The sequence below is a fragment of the Catellatospora coxensis genome (assembly GCF_016862635.1).
Lineage (GTDB): Bacteria > Actinomycetota > Actinomycetes > Mycobacteriales > Micromonosporaceae > Catellatospora > Catellatospora coxensis.
In genome coordinates, this window is sequence record NZ_BONI01000038.1 from 19,042 (window position 1) to 33,385 (window position 14,344).

Annotated in this window: 17 protein-coding genes; 9 read left to right on the forward strand and 8 right to left on the reverse strand. The window is 72.4% G+C overall.

The window, feature by feature from the left end; genetic code table 11:
• Window positions 1-186: 186 nt before the first annotated feature.
• Window positions 187-657 carry an aminoacyl-tRNA deacylase gene (locus Cco03nite_RS22115; RefSeq protein WP_203694085.1) on the reverse strand — a complete coding sequence of 157 codons (471 nt, stop codon included), beginning with the start codon at window positions 655-657 and terminating at the stop codon, window positions 187-189.
• 144 nt (window positions 658-801) lie between these two features.
• On the opposite strand from Cco03nite_RS22115, the gene Cco03nite_RS22120 reads away from it, so the two are divergent.
• Together Cco03nite_RS22120 and Cco03nite_RS22125 are read left to right on the forward strand one after the other, a co-directional pair.
• The gene (locus tag Cco03nite_RS22120) at window positions 802-1,599 is read left to right on the forward strand and encodes an alpha/beta hydrolase (RefSeq protein WP_203694086.1); all 798 of its coding nucleotides are present in this window, start codon (window positions 802-804) and stop codon (window positions 1,597-1,599) included.
• Between the two features lie 32 nt (window positions 1,600-1,631).
• Window positions 1,632-2,213, forward strand: coding sequence for a TetR/AcrR family transcriptional regulator (locus Cco03nite_RS22125; protein ID WP_203694144.1), 582 nt, complete (start codon window positions 1,632-1,634; stop codon window positions 2,211-2,213).
• Window positions 2,214-2,240: 27 nt separating this feature from the next.
• Here Cco03nite_RS22125 and Cco03nite_RS22130 read toward each other — a convergent pair whose 3' ends face one another.
• From Cco03nite_RS22130 to Cco03nite_RS22140, 3 genes are read right to left on the reverse strand one after another with little or no spacing between them, the layout of a single operon-like run.
• Complete coding sequence (locus Cco03nite_RS22130) at window positions 2,241-3,710, reverse strand: FtsX-like permease family protein (protein WP_203694087.1); 1,470 nt, start codon at window positions 3,708-3,710, stop codon at window positions 2,241-2,243.
• Complete coding sequence (locus Cco03nite_RS22135; protein WP_203694088.1) at window positions 3,707-4,402, reverse strand: ABC transporter ATP-binding protein; 696 nt, start codon at window positions 4,400-4,402, stop codon at window positions 3,707-3,709. Before Cco03nite_RS22135 ends, Cco03nite_RS22130 begins: the two co-directional genes overlap by 4 nt.
• Complete coding sequence (locus tag Cco03nite_RS22140; protein ID WP_203694089.1) at window positions 4,399-4,935, reverse strand: PadR family transcriptional regulator; 537 nt, start codon at window positions 4,933-4,935, stop codon at window positions 4,399-4,401. Before Cco03nite_RS22140 ends, Cco03nite_RS22135 begins: the two co-directional genes overlap by 4 nt.
• A gap of 84 nt (window positions 4,936-5,019) precedes the next feature.
• On the opposite strand from Cco03nite_RS22140, the gene Cco03nite_RS22145 reads away from it, so the two are divergent.
• Window positions 5,020-5,826: a GNAT family N-acetyltransferase gene (locus Cco03nite_RS22145; RefSeq protein ID WP_203694090.1), complete on the forward strand. Its 807-nt coding sequence runs from the start codon at window positions 5,020-5,022 to the stop codon at window positions 5,824-5,826.
• Window positions 5,827-5,998: 172 nt separating this feature from the next.
• The gene (locus Cco03nite_RS22150; protein WP_203694091.1) at window positions 5,999-6,460 is read left to right on the forward strand and encodes a tetratricopeptide repeat protein; all 462 of its coding nucleotides are present in this window, start codon (window positions 5,999-6,001) and stop codon (window positions 6,458-6,460) included.
• Window positions 6,461-6,466: 6 nt separating this feature from the next.
• On the opposite strand, the gene Cco03nite_RS22155 is transcribed toward Cco03nite_RS22150, so the two are convergent.
• Window positions 6,467-7,150 carry an SDR family NAD(P)-dependent oxidoreductase gene (locus Cco03nite_RS22155; RefSeq protein ID WP_203694092.1) on the reverse strand — a complete coding sequence of 228 codons (684 nt, stop codon included), beginning with the start codon at window positions 7,148-7,150 and terminating at the stop codon, window positions 6,467-6,469.
• Window positions 7,151-7,300: 150 nt separating this feature from the next.
• Window positions 7,301-7,762 (reverse strand): MarR family winged helix-turn-helix transcriptional regulator, encoded by a 462-nt coding sequence (locus tag Cco03nite_RS22160; protein ID WP_203694093.1) that lies wholly within the window; start codon window positions 7,760-7,762, stop codon window positions 7,301-7,303.
• Window positions 7,763-7,818: 56 nt separating this feature from the next.
• On the opposite strand from Cco03nite_RS22160, the gene Cco03nite_RS22165 reads away from it, so the two are divergent.
• From Cco03nite_RS22165 to Cco03nite_RS22175, 3 genes are all read left to right on the forward strand, one after another.
• Window positions 7,819-8,400 (forward strand): NADPH-dependent FMN reductase, encoded by a 582-nt coding sequence (locus Cco03nite_RS22165; RefSeq protein ID WP_203694094.1) that lies wholly within the window; start codon window positions 7,819-7,821, stop codon window positions 8,398-8,400.
• A 94-nt stretch (window positions 8,401-8,494) separates the two neighbouring features.
• Window positions 8,495-8,914 carry a PPOX class F420-dependent oxidoreductase gene (locus Cco03nite_RS22170; protein ID WP_203694095.1) on the forward strand — a complete coding sequence of 140 codons (420 nt, stop codon included), beginning with the start codon at window positions 8,495-8,497 and terminating at the stop codon, window positions 8,912-8,914.
• Between the two features lie 202 nt (window positions 8,915-9,116).
• On the forward strand, window positions 9,117-9,362 hold the full coding sequence (locus tag Cco03nite_RS22175) for a DUF2630 family protein (RefSeq protein WP_203694096.1): 246 nt from the start codon (window positions 9,117-9,119) through the stop codon (window positions 9,360-9,362).
• 90 nt (window positions 9,363-9,452) lie between these two features.
• On the opposite strand, the gene mctP is transcribed toward Cco03nite_RS22175, so the two are convergent.
• On the reverse strand, window positions 9,453-11,096 hold the full coding sequence (gene mctP, locus Cco03nite_RS22180) for a monocarboxylate uptake permease MctP (protein WP_203694097.1): 1,644 nt from the start codon (window positions 11,094-11,096) through the stop codon (window positions 9,453-9,455).
• A 3-nt stretch (window positions 11,097-11,099) separates the two neighbouring features.
• On the reverse strand, window positions 11,100-11,342 hold the full coding sequence (locus Cco03nite_RS22185) for a DUF3311 domain-containing protein (protein WP_203694098.1): 243 nt from the start codon (window positions 11,340-11,342) through the stop codon (window positions 11,100-11,102).
• A gap of 220 nt (window positions 11,343-11,562) precedes the next feature.
• Between Cco03nite_RS22185 and Cco03nite_RS22190 the strand changes: the two genes are divergently transcribed.
• Entirely contained in the window at window positions 11,563-13,491 is a 1,929-nt protein-coding gene (locus tag Cco03nite_RS22190) for a serine/threonine-protein kinase (RefSeq protein ID WP_203694099.1), read from the forward strand.
• A 44-nt stretch (window positions 13,492-13,535) separates the two neighbouring features.
• Window positions 13,536-14,255, forward strand: coding sequence for a GNAT family N-acetyltransferase (locus Cco03nite_RS22195; protein ID WP_239167564.1), 720 nt, complete (start codon window positions 13,536-13,538; stop codon window positions 14,253-14,255).
• Window positions 14,256-14,344: the final 89 nt, after the last annotated feature.

The window sequence follows — 14,344 nt, forward strand, 5'->3', positions numbered from 1 at the left end:
AAGGGCACCTTCTTAACGCGACGTGAGCCTGAGCTGCGGAGTCGGCCTGGGCCGCGGCCGGCGGCGCCAGCTGCCCGGCGCGTCATGCGAACGCGTAGACGTTGGCCTATGACATCGACCCAACGTAGATCAAATTCGATGTAATAGGCCAACGTCGATGGAAAGGCGGGTCGGTCGGGCGGAGGCTCACTTCGCCGGTTCGGGGTCGGTGACGTCGGCGTACGTGCCGTCGAGCCCGCTCATCGCCGCGTCGGCGTCGACCGCGACGGCCACCCCGTGCTCGCCCGCGCCCAGCGTGATCTCCCGCCCGCGCAGCCGCTCGTCGGCGATCACCGGCCACGGCTTGAGCGACCCGTACGGCGTGATCGTCCCGCGCTCGTACCCCGTGGCGGCCTTGGCCTCGCCCGCGTCCGGCATGGACAGCCGCGACACCCCGAGCAGCGCCCGCAGCTTCGGCCACGAGATCACCCGGTCACCGGGGACCAGCACGAACAGGAAGTCGTCGTCCCCCCGCCGCACCACGATCGTCTTCACCACGTCGGGTATCTCCACGCCCCGGGCGGCCGCCGCCTCGGCGAGGCTGCGCACCGGCCCGTGCCGGATGACGCGATGGTCGAGGCCTGCGGAGACGAGCGCGTCGAGCGCCGAACCGGTCATGACTCGCACCCTATCCCGTACCCCACCGCAATGACCTAGCTCATAGAACGACCGTTCTCCCCACTCTTGAAAGCCGACTGCGGCCGGGAGTAGTCTCAAGACTAGACAGACCGTTCTGTCTACTAGACGAGGAGATGACCGGCCATGACCGCCCCCGACACGATCGTGCTGATCCACGGCCTGTGGATGACTCCGCTGAGCTGGGAGCACTGGATCGACCGCTACACCGAGGCGGGCTACCGGGTGCTCGCCCCGTCCTGGCCCGGCCTGGAGGGCGGCGTCGACGCGCTGCGCCGGGACCCGTCGCCGCTGGCCGGCCTGGGCGTCGGCGAGGTCGCCGACCACTACGAGCGGATCATCGCCGACCTGGGCACGCAGCCGATCATCATGGGCCACTCGTTCGGCGGCGCGCTCACGCAGATCCTGCTCGGCCGGGGCCTCGGCGCGGCCGGCGTCGCGATCAACTCCGGCCAGGTGCGCGGCGTCCACCGGCTCCCGCTCACCCAGCTCAAGGCCGCGTCGCCGGTGCTCGGCAACCCGGCCAACCGGGGCCGGGCGGTGCCGTTCACGCCCGAGCAGTTCCATTACGCGTTCACCAACACGCTCACCGCCGAGCAGTCGCGGCAGGTGTACGACCGCTACCACGTCCCCGCCGCCGCCCGTGCCCTGTTCCAGGGGGCCTTCGCCAACCTGGACCCGAACTCGCCGCTGAGGGTCGACGTACGCCGCGACGACCGCGCGCCGCTGCTGTTCGTCGCGGGTGGAGCCGACAACATCGTGCCCGCCTCGGTGAACCGGGCCAACCACCGCCTCTACCGGCACTCGTCCGCGCTCACCGAATACCGCGAGTACCCCGGCCGCAGCCACTACACCGTCGGGCAGGACGGCTGGCAGGAAGTGGCCGATCACGCCCTGGCCTGGGCCGTGCGCAACGCGCGCTGAGCCCGGGTCCCTACCCTGGTCAGGTGACCGAGATGATCGTTCGGCCTTCCGCTGCCCGCGAGCGCCTGCTCGCGGCCGCGGCGCAGGTCTTCTACGCCGAGGGCGTCCACGCGGTCGGCGTGGACCGGGTGATCGAGCAGGCGCAGGTCACCCGCGCCACCTTCTACCGCCACTTTCCCGGCAAGGACGACCTGGTCCGCGCGTACGTCGAGCACGCCGACGCGGCGATCCGGGCCCGCCTGGACGCGGCCGTCGGGCACGTCCGGGATCCGTGGGAGCTGTTGGGTCTGCTCGTCGACGGCATCGGCGCGGACATCTGCGCGCCCGGGTTCCGGGGCTGCCCGTTCATCAACGCCGCCGCCGAGTTCCCGGACCCGGCCCACCCCGTGCACCAGGCGGTGCTGGCCCACCGCGGGTGGTTCCGTGCGGCCCTGGTCGACCTGCTGACCACCATGGGGTACGCAGACCCGCCGCTGGGCGCGGACACCCTGGTCATGCTGCGCGACGGGGCGATGGTCGCGGGTTACCTCGGCGCGCCCGAGGCGGCCCGCGACAACCTGCGCGCCGCGGTCGGCGATCTGATCGGCCCGGTCCCGGGTCACGCCGCCCCGTGACGGCATGATCCGGGAACGGGCCGTGGCTCAGGCGGTCCGCAGGTCCTGGAGATCGGTGCGGGTGCGCAGGGTCGCCGCGGCCAGGCCCGCGATCAGTGCCACCAACCCGATGCCCGCTGCGCTGACCAGGGCGACCTCGGTCCAGTCGACGAACCACGTCTCGTACCGGTACTCGATGCGCATCTCGCTCCGGCAGGCTCCGCCCGTGCAGGCGGGGTCCGGGACCTCCGTGAACACGGTGTCGTACATCTCGGGCAGGATCTGCTGGACCATGCCCGCGCCGAGTAGGACGGCGGCGGGCATCATCAGCGCGACCGGCAGCACCGCCTGCCAGAGCAGTGCCTGTGCCAGCACGCGTCGGCGTACCCCGGCGGCGGTGAGCGTCGCGAAGGCCCGCCGCCGCGCCGCGACGGCCTCCAGCAGCGCCGTCAGCACGCCGATCGCGGCGATCGCGGCGGCGACACCGACCGCCAGGCTGATCCCCTTGAGCCCACTGGCGAAGAAGGGGTCGATCGGCTCGCCCTGCCGCACCCGCTCCATCAGCTCCGGCGGCGGCTCATGGCGCAACCAGATCCGCAGCTGCGCCGCGTAGTGGTCGCGCATACCGAGGCCGCCGCCCGCGACCAGCCCGCACACCAGCAGGACGCCGACGGTGCGGCTGCCGCTCCACGGGTCTGCGGTCAGCCGGCGGGCGGCCAGCAGCGTCGCGGGTCCGCGGCCTACCCGGTGCAGCAGCCGGCCGGCCTGGTGACTCAGCCAGGCCATGCCGAGCACCAGCCCGGCCGCGGTCACCGCGCCACCGAAGAACAGCCGCAGTACCACCGAACCGCTCATGCCGTCGCGGGTCTCGACCACCGCGAAGACCGCGAAACCGAGTGGCACGAACAGCAGCGGCCACGGCTTCGGCACCGGCGTCTCGGCGGCCCGGGCCACGCCGAGCGGTGAGTGCTGCATGTGCCGCAGCAGCAGCGCGGCCACGGAGGCGGCGGCCACGGGCAGCCCCACCAGGATCAGCACGAGCAGCCAGGGCCACGGCGACACGTCGGTCGGCAGCCAGAGCCGGCCGTCCGGGTTGCGCTGGTGCAGCAGCACCCGCCCGGCGAGGCAGGCGGCCAGCCCCAGCCCGGTGCCGAGCGCGGCGGCGACGCCGGTCTCGGCCGCCGCGATCGTGACGACCTGGCGCGGGGTCGCCCCGGCCAGCCGCAGCGCGGCGAGGCGGCGCTGCCGGGCCGGTGCGCCGATGCGGCCCGCCTGCGCGGCCAGCGCGAGCACCGGCAGGCTCACCAGCAGCAGCGTCGCCGCGACGGTCTGCCGCAGGTCGAAGTGGTTCAGCAGGACCACCTGGTATCGCGGCTCCGGCACGTCGACGGCCAGCACGGTCGCCGCGACCAGCAACATCACGGTCGCCAGGGTCGCCGTGGCGATGGTCAGCGCCACCCGCACCCGGTCGGTGCGCGTGCCCGCCACGGCCAGCCGCACCAGCACCCCGGGCCTCACGCGCCCGTCCCGACGGCGACGCCCAGCCCGGTCGGGTCCACCGCGCCGTCGCGCAGCACCAGCTCCCGCTCGGCGTACGCGGCGATCGTCGCGTCGTGGGTGACCACCACGACGGCCGTGCCCTGCTCCCGGGCGACCCGGGTGAGCAGCTGCATCACCAGCTCGCCGGCCAGGGAGTCCAGCGCCCCGGTGGGTTCGTCGGCGAACAGCACCTCGGGCTGGGTCACCATGGCGCGGGCCAGCGCGACCCGCTGCGACTGCCCGCCGGACAGCCGGCCCGGGATCTGCTCGGCGGCCTCCGCCACGCCGAGCCGTCCCAGCCAGGTGGCCGCCGCGGCCAGCGCGGCCCGGCGCGAACCGCCGCCGAGCAGCAGCGGCAGCGCCACGTTCTCCGCCGCGGTGAGTTCCGCGACCAGGTGGCCGTGCTGCAGCAGCACGCCGAACCGGGTGCGGCGCAGCTCGCTGCGGTGGGCCTCGCCGGTGTCGTCGAGGCGTTCGCCCCGGAAGTGCACCTGCCCGCCGTCGGGCCGGATGATGCCGCTCAAGCAGTGCAGCAGCGTGGACTTGCCGCAGCCGCTGCGGCCGCGTACCGCGACGATCTCGCCCTCGTGCAGGTCGAGGTCCACGCCGCGCAGCGCGGGCTGGACGCCGAAGGTCTTGGTCACGTCGCGGGCGGTCAGGATCGGGCTCATGATCGCACCTCCCGGTGCAGGTCGGCGACGCGGTGCAGCGCGCTCTGCAGCCAGCGCAGGTCCGCGTCGAGGTGGGTGAGGGCGTAGTCCACGGCGATGTGGTCGCCCACGGTGAGGTCCTGGTCGGACTTGAGCCGGGTGAGCTCGCGCATGCGGGTGGTGTGCGCCTGCTGCTGGGCGCTCAGGTACTCGGTGGCGCGGGCGGGGTCGGCGACGAGCAGCGCGACGACGACCTTGCTGAGCAGGGCGCTGGTGACGTACGGGGCGGGCGCCTCGACGTCGCTCAGCCAGGCTTCGAGCGCGGCGCGGCCCTCGCCGGTGATGGCGAAGGTCGTACGCTCCGGTCCGCCGGCCTGGTCCTGCCCGGCCTGGGTGACGAGGCCGTCGCGTTCGAGCCGGCCGAGGGTGCTGTAGACCTGTCCGAACGCGAGTGGCTTGGCGCGGGGCAACCGCTGGTCGTAAGCATGTTTCAGCTCGTAACCGTGCATCGGCCCCCGCGCCAGCAGCCCCAGCAACACATAGGACGCTGACATGCCGACCACTATTCATCGAGTGAATAGTCTGCGTCAAGGGCCGCGCTGCCGCCGGTGCCCGGATCCGCCGTCTAGGCTGCTCATGTGTACTCCGTGCGGCAGGCGAGCGCGGCCGACCTGGCCGGCGTGCGCGCCGTCGCGAACCGCTTCGGCAACCTGAGCGGCTGGCCGCAGCGCCCCGACTACCTGGACCGTGAAATGGCCAACGGCCGCCTGCATGCCGGGTTCGCCGGGGACGCCGTGGCCGGCTTCGGGGCGACCTTCGCCCGCGGCGGCCTGCTGCACCTGGCCGACCTGTTCGTGCTGCCGGAACACCAGTCCTCGGGCCTGGGCCGGTCCCTGCTGGAGTCGCTGCTGCCCCGCGACGCGCCCCGGGTCACCTTCGCCTCGTCGGACCCGCGGGCGCTCGCGCTCTACGTACGGCAGGGCATGCGCCCGGTCAGTCCACTGCTGTACCTGCGCGGCCCGCTCGACGCCCTACCCGGCCACGGGTCGCGTCCGGCTGCCGTGACCCCGACGGAGATCGCCGGCCTCGACGCGGACGTCTCAGGCGGCCGCCGCGCCGCCGACCTCGCCTGGTACGCCGGGCTGCCCGGGGTGAGCGCCTACCGGCTCGGTGACGGCTACGCGATGGCGCGCGAGTCGGGCGGGGTGCTGCTCGTCGGACCCGCCGGGGGGCGTACCACCCAGGCCTGCGCGGACGCGGTGCTGGCGGTGCTGGCCCGGCATCGCGCGGCAGGCGCCGCCAGACTGTGCGTGTTCGGCCCGAACCCGCTGCTGCCACTGCTGCTGGCGGCCCGGTTCACCATCGCCGACCTGGATCAGTTCCTGTCCGGTGACGGTGACCCGGTGGCCCTGGACCGCTACCTGCCACACCCCGACCTCGGCTGAGCAGGCTCCGGACCGGCCCGGGGCGGGGACTTCCGCCGAGGTGCCCGGCCACGCCTGTACCAGGCGCTCTTTTTGGTCGGTGGCTGATGCGATGCTTACCCCGTCGCGCACCGTCCACTTGACACTGACTCATCGTGTTGGGAACGTTACAGCTGGTCCTGGGGAGGAAATCATGCTGTTCCTGGTGTTCGGCACCGTGCTCGTCGTCTGGGGCCTGTCGATCGACAACGGCACGCTGACCACGGTGGGCTGGATCGCCTGGGCCCTCGGCGTCATCGTGATCTGGATGCGCTCGGCGGGCCGGTTCGGCATGCGCGCGATCATGACCCGGCGCATGCTGCGGGACATGGACCTCATGCGGGCGGCCGCGGAGAAGGGCGACCCGGTCGCGATGCGGGCGCTGGGCAGCATGCTCAAGGTGTCCGGCGACTGGGACGGGGCCGAGCACTGGCTGAGCAGGTCGGCCTGGGCCGGCGACCGCGAGGCGATGTTCGACATGGGCCGCCTGGCCGACCAGCGCAGCGGGCTCGAAGCCGCCGAGCAGTGGTTCCGGATGGCCTCGGAGGCCGGCCACCCGGTGGCCAGGATGATGTTCGTCGAGGGCGGCCTCTACAACCGCGACGGCAGGTCCTGACGGCGCTCAGACGTTGAGCTGGGCGTTGCGCACGGCCCGGGAGGCGTCGGAGCACAGGTAGGCGACCGTGTCGGCGATGTCGGCCGGGGCGGTCCAGCCCTTGCGGTCGGCGTCGGGCATGTCCGCGCGGTTGGCCGGGGTGTCGATGACGCCGGGCAGGATCGTGTTGACCCGTACGCCGTCCTTGCCGTACTCGGCATGCAGCGCGCCGGCCAGTCCCAGCACGGCGGTCTTCGCGGTCAGGTAACCGGCCGCGCCGCTGAACGGCTTGCGCACCGCCTGGCTCGACACCAGCACCATCGCCCCGCCGCCCGCCCCGACCAGGTGCGGCAGCGTCGCCTGGCAGACCAGGTACGCCGGGCGCAGGTTCAGCCGCAGCTGCGCCTCGAACTGCTCGACCGGGGTCTCGTGCACCCGCCCGCCCATCGCGAACCCGCCGACGAGGTTCACCACGGCCCGCAGCGGCCGGTCGGGGTCGGCGGCGGCCCGCGCCGCGCACACGCCCACCGAGGCGGCGTCGGTCAGGTCCGCCTGCACCAGCACGAGCCCGTCCGCGCCCGCGGGCACCCGCGCCAGCTCCGACTCCGCGTACCACGGCACCACCACCCGCCAGCCCCGCTCCAGCAACGTCGCCGTCACCGCCGCCCCGAGCCCGCCCGTACCCCCGGTGACCAGCGCCGTCCCGCCCATACCCGTCCCCTCGCCGCTTCATCCCGAACCCGCGGTCCAGGTTAGACGACCCGAAACGAAGGAAGGGCACCTTCTTGTCGCTATTCGTAGCGGAAGGGCACCTTGCCATCCTCGCGGAGCGGGTGGGCTGGGGGTTTGGCGGTGGCGGGGTCAGGTGGGCGTGGTGAGGCGGGTGATGACGCGGTGGGTGAGGGAGTCGAGGGCGGCGATCTCGTCTTCGGTGAGCAGATCGATCAGGTGGCGGCGGACCGAGGCGACGTGGTGGGGGGCCGCCTCCTCGATGGCGCGGAGGCCGGCCTCGGTCAGCACGATGATCGAGCCGCGCGCGTCTCCCGCGCACTCCTCCCGGTCGACCAGGCCGCGCTGCTGCATCCGGGTGAGGTGGTGCGACAGGCGGCTCTTGGACCAGAGCATGGTGGTGGCCAGCTCGGTGAGCCGCAGCCGGTGCGGCGAGGTCTCCGACAGGTTGGACAGCACGTCGTAGTCGGCGTCGGACAGCCCGCTGTCGGCGGCCAGGTCGCGGGTGATCTGCAGGTCGAGCAGGGCGCGCATGCGCCGGTAACCGCGCCAGGCGCGGGCCTGCTTCTCGTCGAGCCAGCGGGGTTCGGTCACCGGGTCACCATACCCCCTTGTTGACATGTCACCAACCGCGCCGCTAGGTTGGTGACATGTCAACAGAGCTTCCTCGCCTCAACGTCGTCGTCGCCTCGACCCGGCCCGGACGGGTCGGCCACGTCATCGGCGCCTGGTTCGCCGGGGTCGCCGCCGCCCACGGCGGGTTCGACGTGCGCGTCGTCGATCTCGCCGAGCTGGATCTGCCGTTCCACGACGAGCCCGGCCAGCCCGTCGACGGCGGGCCGTACGCCCACGAGCACACCCGGCGCTGGAGCGAGACCACCGACGCCGCCGACGCGTTCGTGTTCGTGATGCCGGAGTACAACCGCGGCTACAGCGCGCCCCTGAAGAACGCCCTGGACTACCTCTACCGCGAGTGGCACCACAAGCCCGCGGGCTTCGTCAGCTACGGCATGTCCTCGGCCGGCATGCGGGCGGTCGAGCAGCTCAAGCCGGTGCTCGGCGCGCTGCGCATGGTCCCGCTGGCCGAATCGGTCAACATTCACCTGCGCCAGGCCGTCGACGCCGACGGCGCGCTCGTGCCGAACCCCGCCATGGAGGCTTCGGCGCGGGGCATGCTGGACGAGTTGCGGCTGATGGCCGAGCTGATGGCGGCCGCCCGGGTCGCGGCGTGACGGCGACGGCGGGACGGGGTGCGGGCTTGAGCGAGCAGCGCGAGCGAGTCAGCAGGCTTGCACATGCCGCCGACGAGCGCAGTGAGGAGAAGGCATGAGCGGGCAGGACCGGCTGTGGCAGGTCATCGGGCGTACCGGCCGGGGCGTGCTGGCCACGATCAAGCGCGACGGGCGGCCGCAGCTGTCCAACGTCGACTACCTGGCCGGGGACGGCGTGATCCGGTTCTCCAGCACGGCCGACCGGGCCAAGGTGCGCAACCTGCGCCGTGACCCTCGCGCCAGCTTCTACGTGACGACTCCGGGCGGCGGGACGTACGCCGTCGCGGAGGGGCTCGCCGAGCTGTCCGCCATCGCCGCGGAGCCGTTCGACGCGGCCGTGGAGGAGCTGGTGGAGCTGTATCGGGAGATCCGCGGCGAGCACCCCGACTGGGCCGAGTACCGGGCCGCGATGGTCGCCGACGGCCGCCTGGCCGTCCGCATCCACGTCGACCGCCTCTACGGCTGGCTCGGCTGACCCCGCGCCCTGGTCGCCCCGCGTCGCGCCGCGTCGCGCCGCACCCGCCCGCCGCCCAGCCCCGCTCTCGATAGACGTCGGCCTATCACGTCGAGAATTTCGCCGCCCCAGTCGATGTGATAGGCCAACGTCGATGCAAAACGCGTCGGGGAGGCCGCCGGATCGGCGGGCGGGGTGGGGCGGGGCGTGCGAGGCTGGAGGCATGGACGAGAAGCAGATCTTCGAGCGGATCGACTCGCTGGTCGCCGAGGAGCACGACCTGCGGACCAAGCGGGTGCACGGCGCGATCGACCCCGAGACCGAGTCCGCCCGGCTCCGGTCGCTGGAGGAGACCCTCGACCAGTGCTGGGACCTGCTGCGCCGCCGCCGCGCGCTCAGGGACGCGGGGGAGAACCCGGACGACGCGAAGGCCGGCGACGTCAAGCAGGTCGAGGGCTACCTGCAGTAGCGATGGAAAAAGGGTGGGCGCGGGGGACCTCCGCGCCCACCCTTGGCCGTGCGCGCCGCCGCGTACGATGCCCGCGGCGGCCAGCACGGCTCACGCGACGGCCACCGGCTCCCCTTCGGAGTCGATGCCGCGCCGGGGCGAGTCCTCGTCGACGAAGTAGTCGTCGTGCTCGGTGGCGTCGGGCCCGTCGGTCACCTTCCCGGCCCGCAGCACCAGCGTCGCCAGTACCGCGAAAATGATGTTGACCAGCACCGCGACGAAACCGACGTAGATAGTCGCCTTGGTGTCGAAGCCGAACTTCTCCAGCGGGAACGCCGAGCCGGCGAAGTGCATGCGCCCGGTCGCCGGGTTGGCGATCTGGTACAGCATCCACATGCCCAGGCCCATGCCCGCGACCCAGCCGGTGATCAGCGCGCCCTTGTGGAACCAGCGGGTGAACAGGCCCAGCGCCACCGACGGCAGCGTCTGCAGGATGATCACGCCGCCGATGAGCTGCAGGTCGATGGAGAACTGCGGGTCGAGCAGCACGATGCACAGCAGCGCGCCGACCTTGACCACCAGCGAGGCGACCTTGCTGACCTTGGCCTCCTGGGCGGGGCTGGCCTCGCGGTTGAGGTACTCCTTGTAAATGTTGCGGGTGAACAGGTTCGCCGCGGCGATCGACATGATCGCGGCGGGGACCAGCGCGCCGATGCCGATCGCAGCGAACGCGACGCCCGCGAACCAGTCCGGGAACTGCTTGTCGAACAGCACCGGCACGATCGTGTTGGTGTCGACCGAGCCGGGGTTCGCCCCGGGCAGCGGCTTGACCCCGGCCGCGATCGCGGCGAAGCCGAGCATCGCGAGCAGACCCAGCAGCAGCGAGTACGCGGGCAGCGCGGACATGTTGCGCTTGATCACGTCGCGGTTGCGGGAGGCGAGCACGCCGGTGACCGAGTGCGGGTAGAGGAACAGCGCCAGCGCCGAGCCGAACGCCAGGGTGATGTACTGCAGCTGGTTGTTGGCGTTGAGCAGCAGCCCGTCACCGGGGGCGGGACTCGCCTCGTACTTGGCCTGCGCCGCGCCGAAGATCGCGCCCCAGCCGCCGAGCTGCGACGGCAGCCAGAACACCGCGACCAGGATGACGATGTAGATCAGCGTGTCCTTGACGAACGCGATCAGCGCGGGGGCGCGCAGGCCGGACTGGTAGGTGTACGCGGCGAGGATGGCGAACGCGATGATGATCGGCGCGTGCCTGGCCAGGGTGGACTCGCCGGTGACGCCCATCGTCTTGAGCACCGCCTCGATGCCGACGAGCTGCAGCGCGATGTACGGCATGGTGGCGACGATGCCGGTGATCGCGACGAGCAGCGCCAGTGTCGGCGAGCCGAACCGGGCGCGGACGAAGTCGGCCGGGGTGACCATGCCGTGCCGGTGCGACACCGACCACAACCGCACCAGGACCAGGAAGAACAGCGGGTAGATGATGACGGTGTACGGCACCGCGAAGAAGCCCATCGCGCCGGCGCCGAAGACCAGCGCGGGCACGGCGACGAAGGTGTACGCGGTGTAGAGGTCGCCGCCGACCAGGAACCAGGTGATCCACGAGCCGAAGTTGCGCCCGCCCAGGCCCCACTCGTCGAGGTGCTCCATGTCGGTCGGCCGCCGCCACTTGGCGGCCACGAAGCCCAGCACGCTCACGCCGACGAACAGCACCGCGAAGACGATGATCTCGGTGAGATGGTCACGCCACATGGCTCAGCCCTCCCCGTCACGGCGCTTGGCCAGCTTGGTCATCCGGTACACCAGGGTCGTGGTGCTGACGCCGACAAGGATGTAGGCCAGCTGCTGCCAGTAGAAACGCGGAAAGCCGAGCAGGTCCGGACTGGACGCGTTGTAGAAGGTCGTGATCAGCGGCAGCACGATCGGGACGATCAGCAGCCAGTTCCACGGACTGTGATCGCGATCGCCGGGTCGCCGGTCGGGTGCGGGTTCACCCATGGCACGTGCCTCCTCGCACGAAGGGGACGGATCAACGGTGCGAGGGAGGATATGCAGCCCAAGCCGTCAGACTTGCCGTTCGTCGTCCTGACACGCGCCGAACGGTGTCTGCGGTGCGCCGAACGGTTGGCATCATACGGCCGAAGGTCTCACCAGATCTGGATCACACTCGGGTTCCCTGCGTGGTGTACACCGTCACCCGGTTGGGTAGGGTCCTCGAATGCCCGCTGTGCCACCTCGTGTCCTCGCAGACCGGTACCGGTTGCTCGAACCTCTCGGCCAGGGCGGGATGGGCATGGTCTGGCTGGCCCGCGACGAGACCCTGCACCGCGACGTCGCGGTCAAGGAGGTCGTCCCCCCGGCCGGCCTCACCGAGGACGAGCGCGCCGAGATGAACGCCCGCTCGCTGCGCGAGGCCCGCGCCATCGCCCGGCTCAGCCACCCCAACGTGGTACGCATCTTCGACGTCGTCACCGTCGACGGTCGTCCTTGGATCGTCATGGAGTACCTGTCGGGCAAGTCCCTGGCCGCGCTGATGGGCGAGCAGGGCCGGCTGGCCCCGGTCAAGGTCGCCGAGATCGGCCTCGGCGTGCTCGCCGCGCTGCGGGCCGCGCACGGCGCGGGCATGCTGCACCGCGACGTCAAGCCCGGCAACGTCATGCTCGGCGACGACGGCCGCGTCGTGCTCACCGACTTCGGCCTGGCCACCCTGCCCGGCGACCCTGCCGTGACCCGCACCGGCCTCATCCTCGGCTCACCGTCCTACATCTCCCCGGAACGCGTCGAAGGCGGCGCGGTCGGGCCTGCCGCCGACCTGTGGTCGCTGGGCGCGACGCTCTACGCCGCCGTCGAGGGCCAGTCCCCGTACGCCCGGCCGAACGCGATGGCGACGCTCGCCGCGCTCGCCACCGAGGAGCCCGCCCCGCCACGGCTGGCGGGGCCGCTCAAACCGCTGCTGGCGGGCCTGCTGCGCAAGGACCCGCGCCTGCGCATGACCGCGGCCGAGGCCGAGCAGGTGCTGCTGCGGGTCGCCGTCGGCCGCCGCGGCGGCGCGGGCTTCCTCTCCGGCGTACGGCCCGGCGCGGTTCCCGGCCAGCGACGGACCGCTCCGCCCCTGGCGCTGCCCGCACGGGCCGCCGCCACGCCGGCCGCCCCCGAAGCCGAGCGACCGGCCCGGACGCTGCCCGACCCGCAGCGGCCCGCCGAACCGAAGACGCCTGCCGAGTCCGATGTGCCTGCCGGGCTCGATGTGCCCGCCGAGTCCAAGGCATCTGCCAAGTCCAAGCCGCCTGCCGGGCCGAAGGCGCCTGCCGCCGGTGGTCCTGCCGCGTCCGGAGCCGCCCCTGCCGTGGCCGCCGCAGCAGGGGCCGGTCCGGCCGCGTCGAAGCCGAAGACTGCCGCCGCGGCGGCAGCCGTGCCCGGTCAGCGGGCTGGGTCGAACGCGGCCGATCGTGCGGTGGGCGCCGCCGAGGTGCCGGGCCCGCCGGAGGGCGCGCTCGTGGCGCGGCAGCAGAAGAGCCGCCTGCTGGTGATCGCCGCGGCGGCGGCCGTGGTGCTGGCCGTGATCGCGGTCGTGGTCGTGCCGCGCCTGGGTGGCAAGCCGCGCGGCGACGCCGCCACCGGCACGTCACCGTCGGCGGCAGCGAGCCCGTCCGCCGCGGTCTCGCCGAGCGCATTGCCCTCGCCGTCGCCGAGCGGGCTGGTGCTGCCCGAGGGCTGGTACATGTACAAGGACCGCACCGGCTTCGCGGTCGCCGTGCCGCGCACGTGGAAGGTCACCCGCGACCGCACCATCGTGCGGTTCAAGGAGCCCGACGGCGGCCGGCTGCTGCTCGTCGACCAGTCCGACAGCCCGAAGAAGGACCCGGTCGCCGACTGGACCCGACAGGAAGGCAACCGCGTGCGCGCGGGCCACTGGAACGACTACCGCCGGGTGCGCATCGTCAAGGTCGACTACTTCATCGCCTGCGCGGACTGGGAGTTCACCTACCAGGGCACCTCCGGGCGGGTCCACGTGATCAACCGCGGGTTCGTCACCGGGCCGAAGCAGGCGCACGCCATCTACTGGTCCACGCCGGAGTCCCAGTGGCAGGACAACCTCGACGAGTTCGCCCTGATCACGGCCAGCTTCCAGCCCAACCCGGTGTGAGAACCGGGTTGCCCGGTGATGATCGAGATGGGGATACTCCGCGGGTGACCGATGCATACACGTCCGCGCTGCTGGTGGTGGGGGACAAGGACGAGGAACTCACCGCGCTGCTGGACCGGGAGCTGACCGCGTTCAACAACGCCGCGGTGGGCGTGCACGAGGAACGGTCCCTGTCCGTGCGGGTGACCGGCCCGGACGGCGCGGTGATCGCCGGGCTGACCGGCTGGACCTGGGGTGCCAGCGCCGGGATCTCCATGGTGTGGGTGCACGCCGACCACCGCCGCGACGGCTGGGGCGGCCGCCTGCTGGCCGCCGCCGAGGACGAGGCCCGTGCCCGCGGCTGCGACCGGATCAGCGTCTCGTCGTTCACGTTCCAGGCCCCCGAGTTCTACCGCCGCCACGGATACGTCGCCACCGGCCGCACCGAGGGCTACCCCGGGGACGTATCCGACGTGCACTTCTGGAAGCGCCTCGACGGGCCGACGGTCGCGCCGCGGCTGCGGCTGGTGGCCGTCGTGGACTACCCGGCCGGTCACGAGGAGACCGTGCAGCGGTACGAGGACGACGTGCTGGCGCTGCTGCCGCGCCACGGCGGCCTGCTGGAGCAGCGGCTGCGCGGGCCGGAGGCCGAGGTGCACGTGATCTCGTTCTCCGCACGGGCCGGACTCGACGACTACATGGCCGACCCGGACCGCGCCAAACTGCGCGCCGAGATCGGCGACCTCGCGCCGAATGCCCGTGTCCTGACTGTCACCGAAGTCTGAGGGTGTCTTCGGCCGGGTGCCCGGCGAGTGATCTGACTCACCGAACGTCACCAGGCGCGGGATGCGCGGTGTCTTGAGGCCGAACCTTG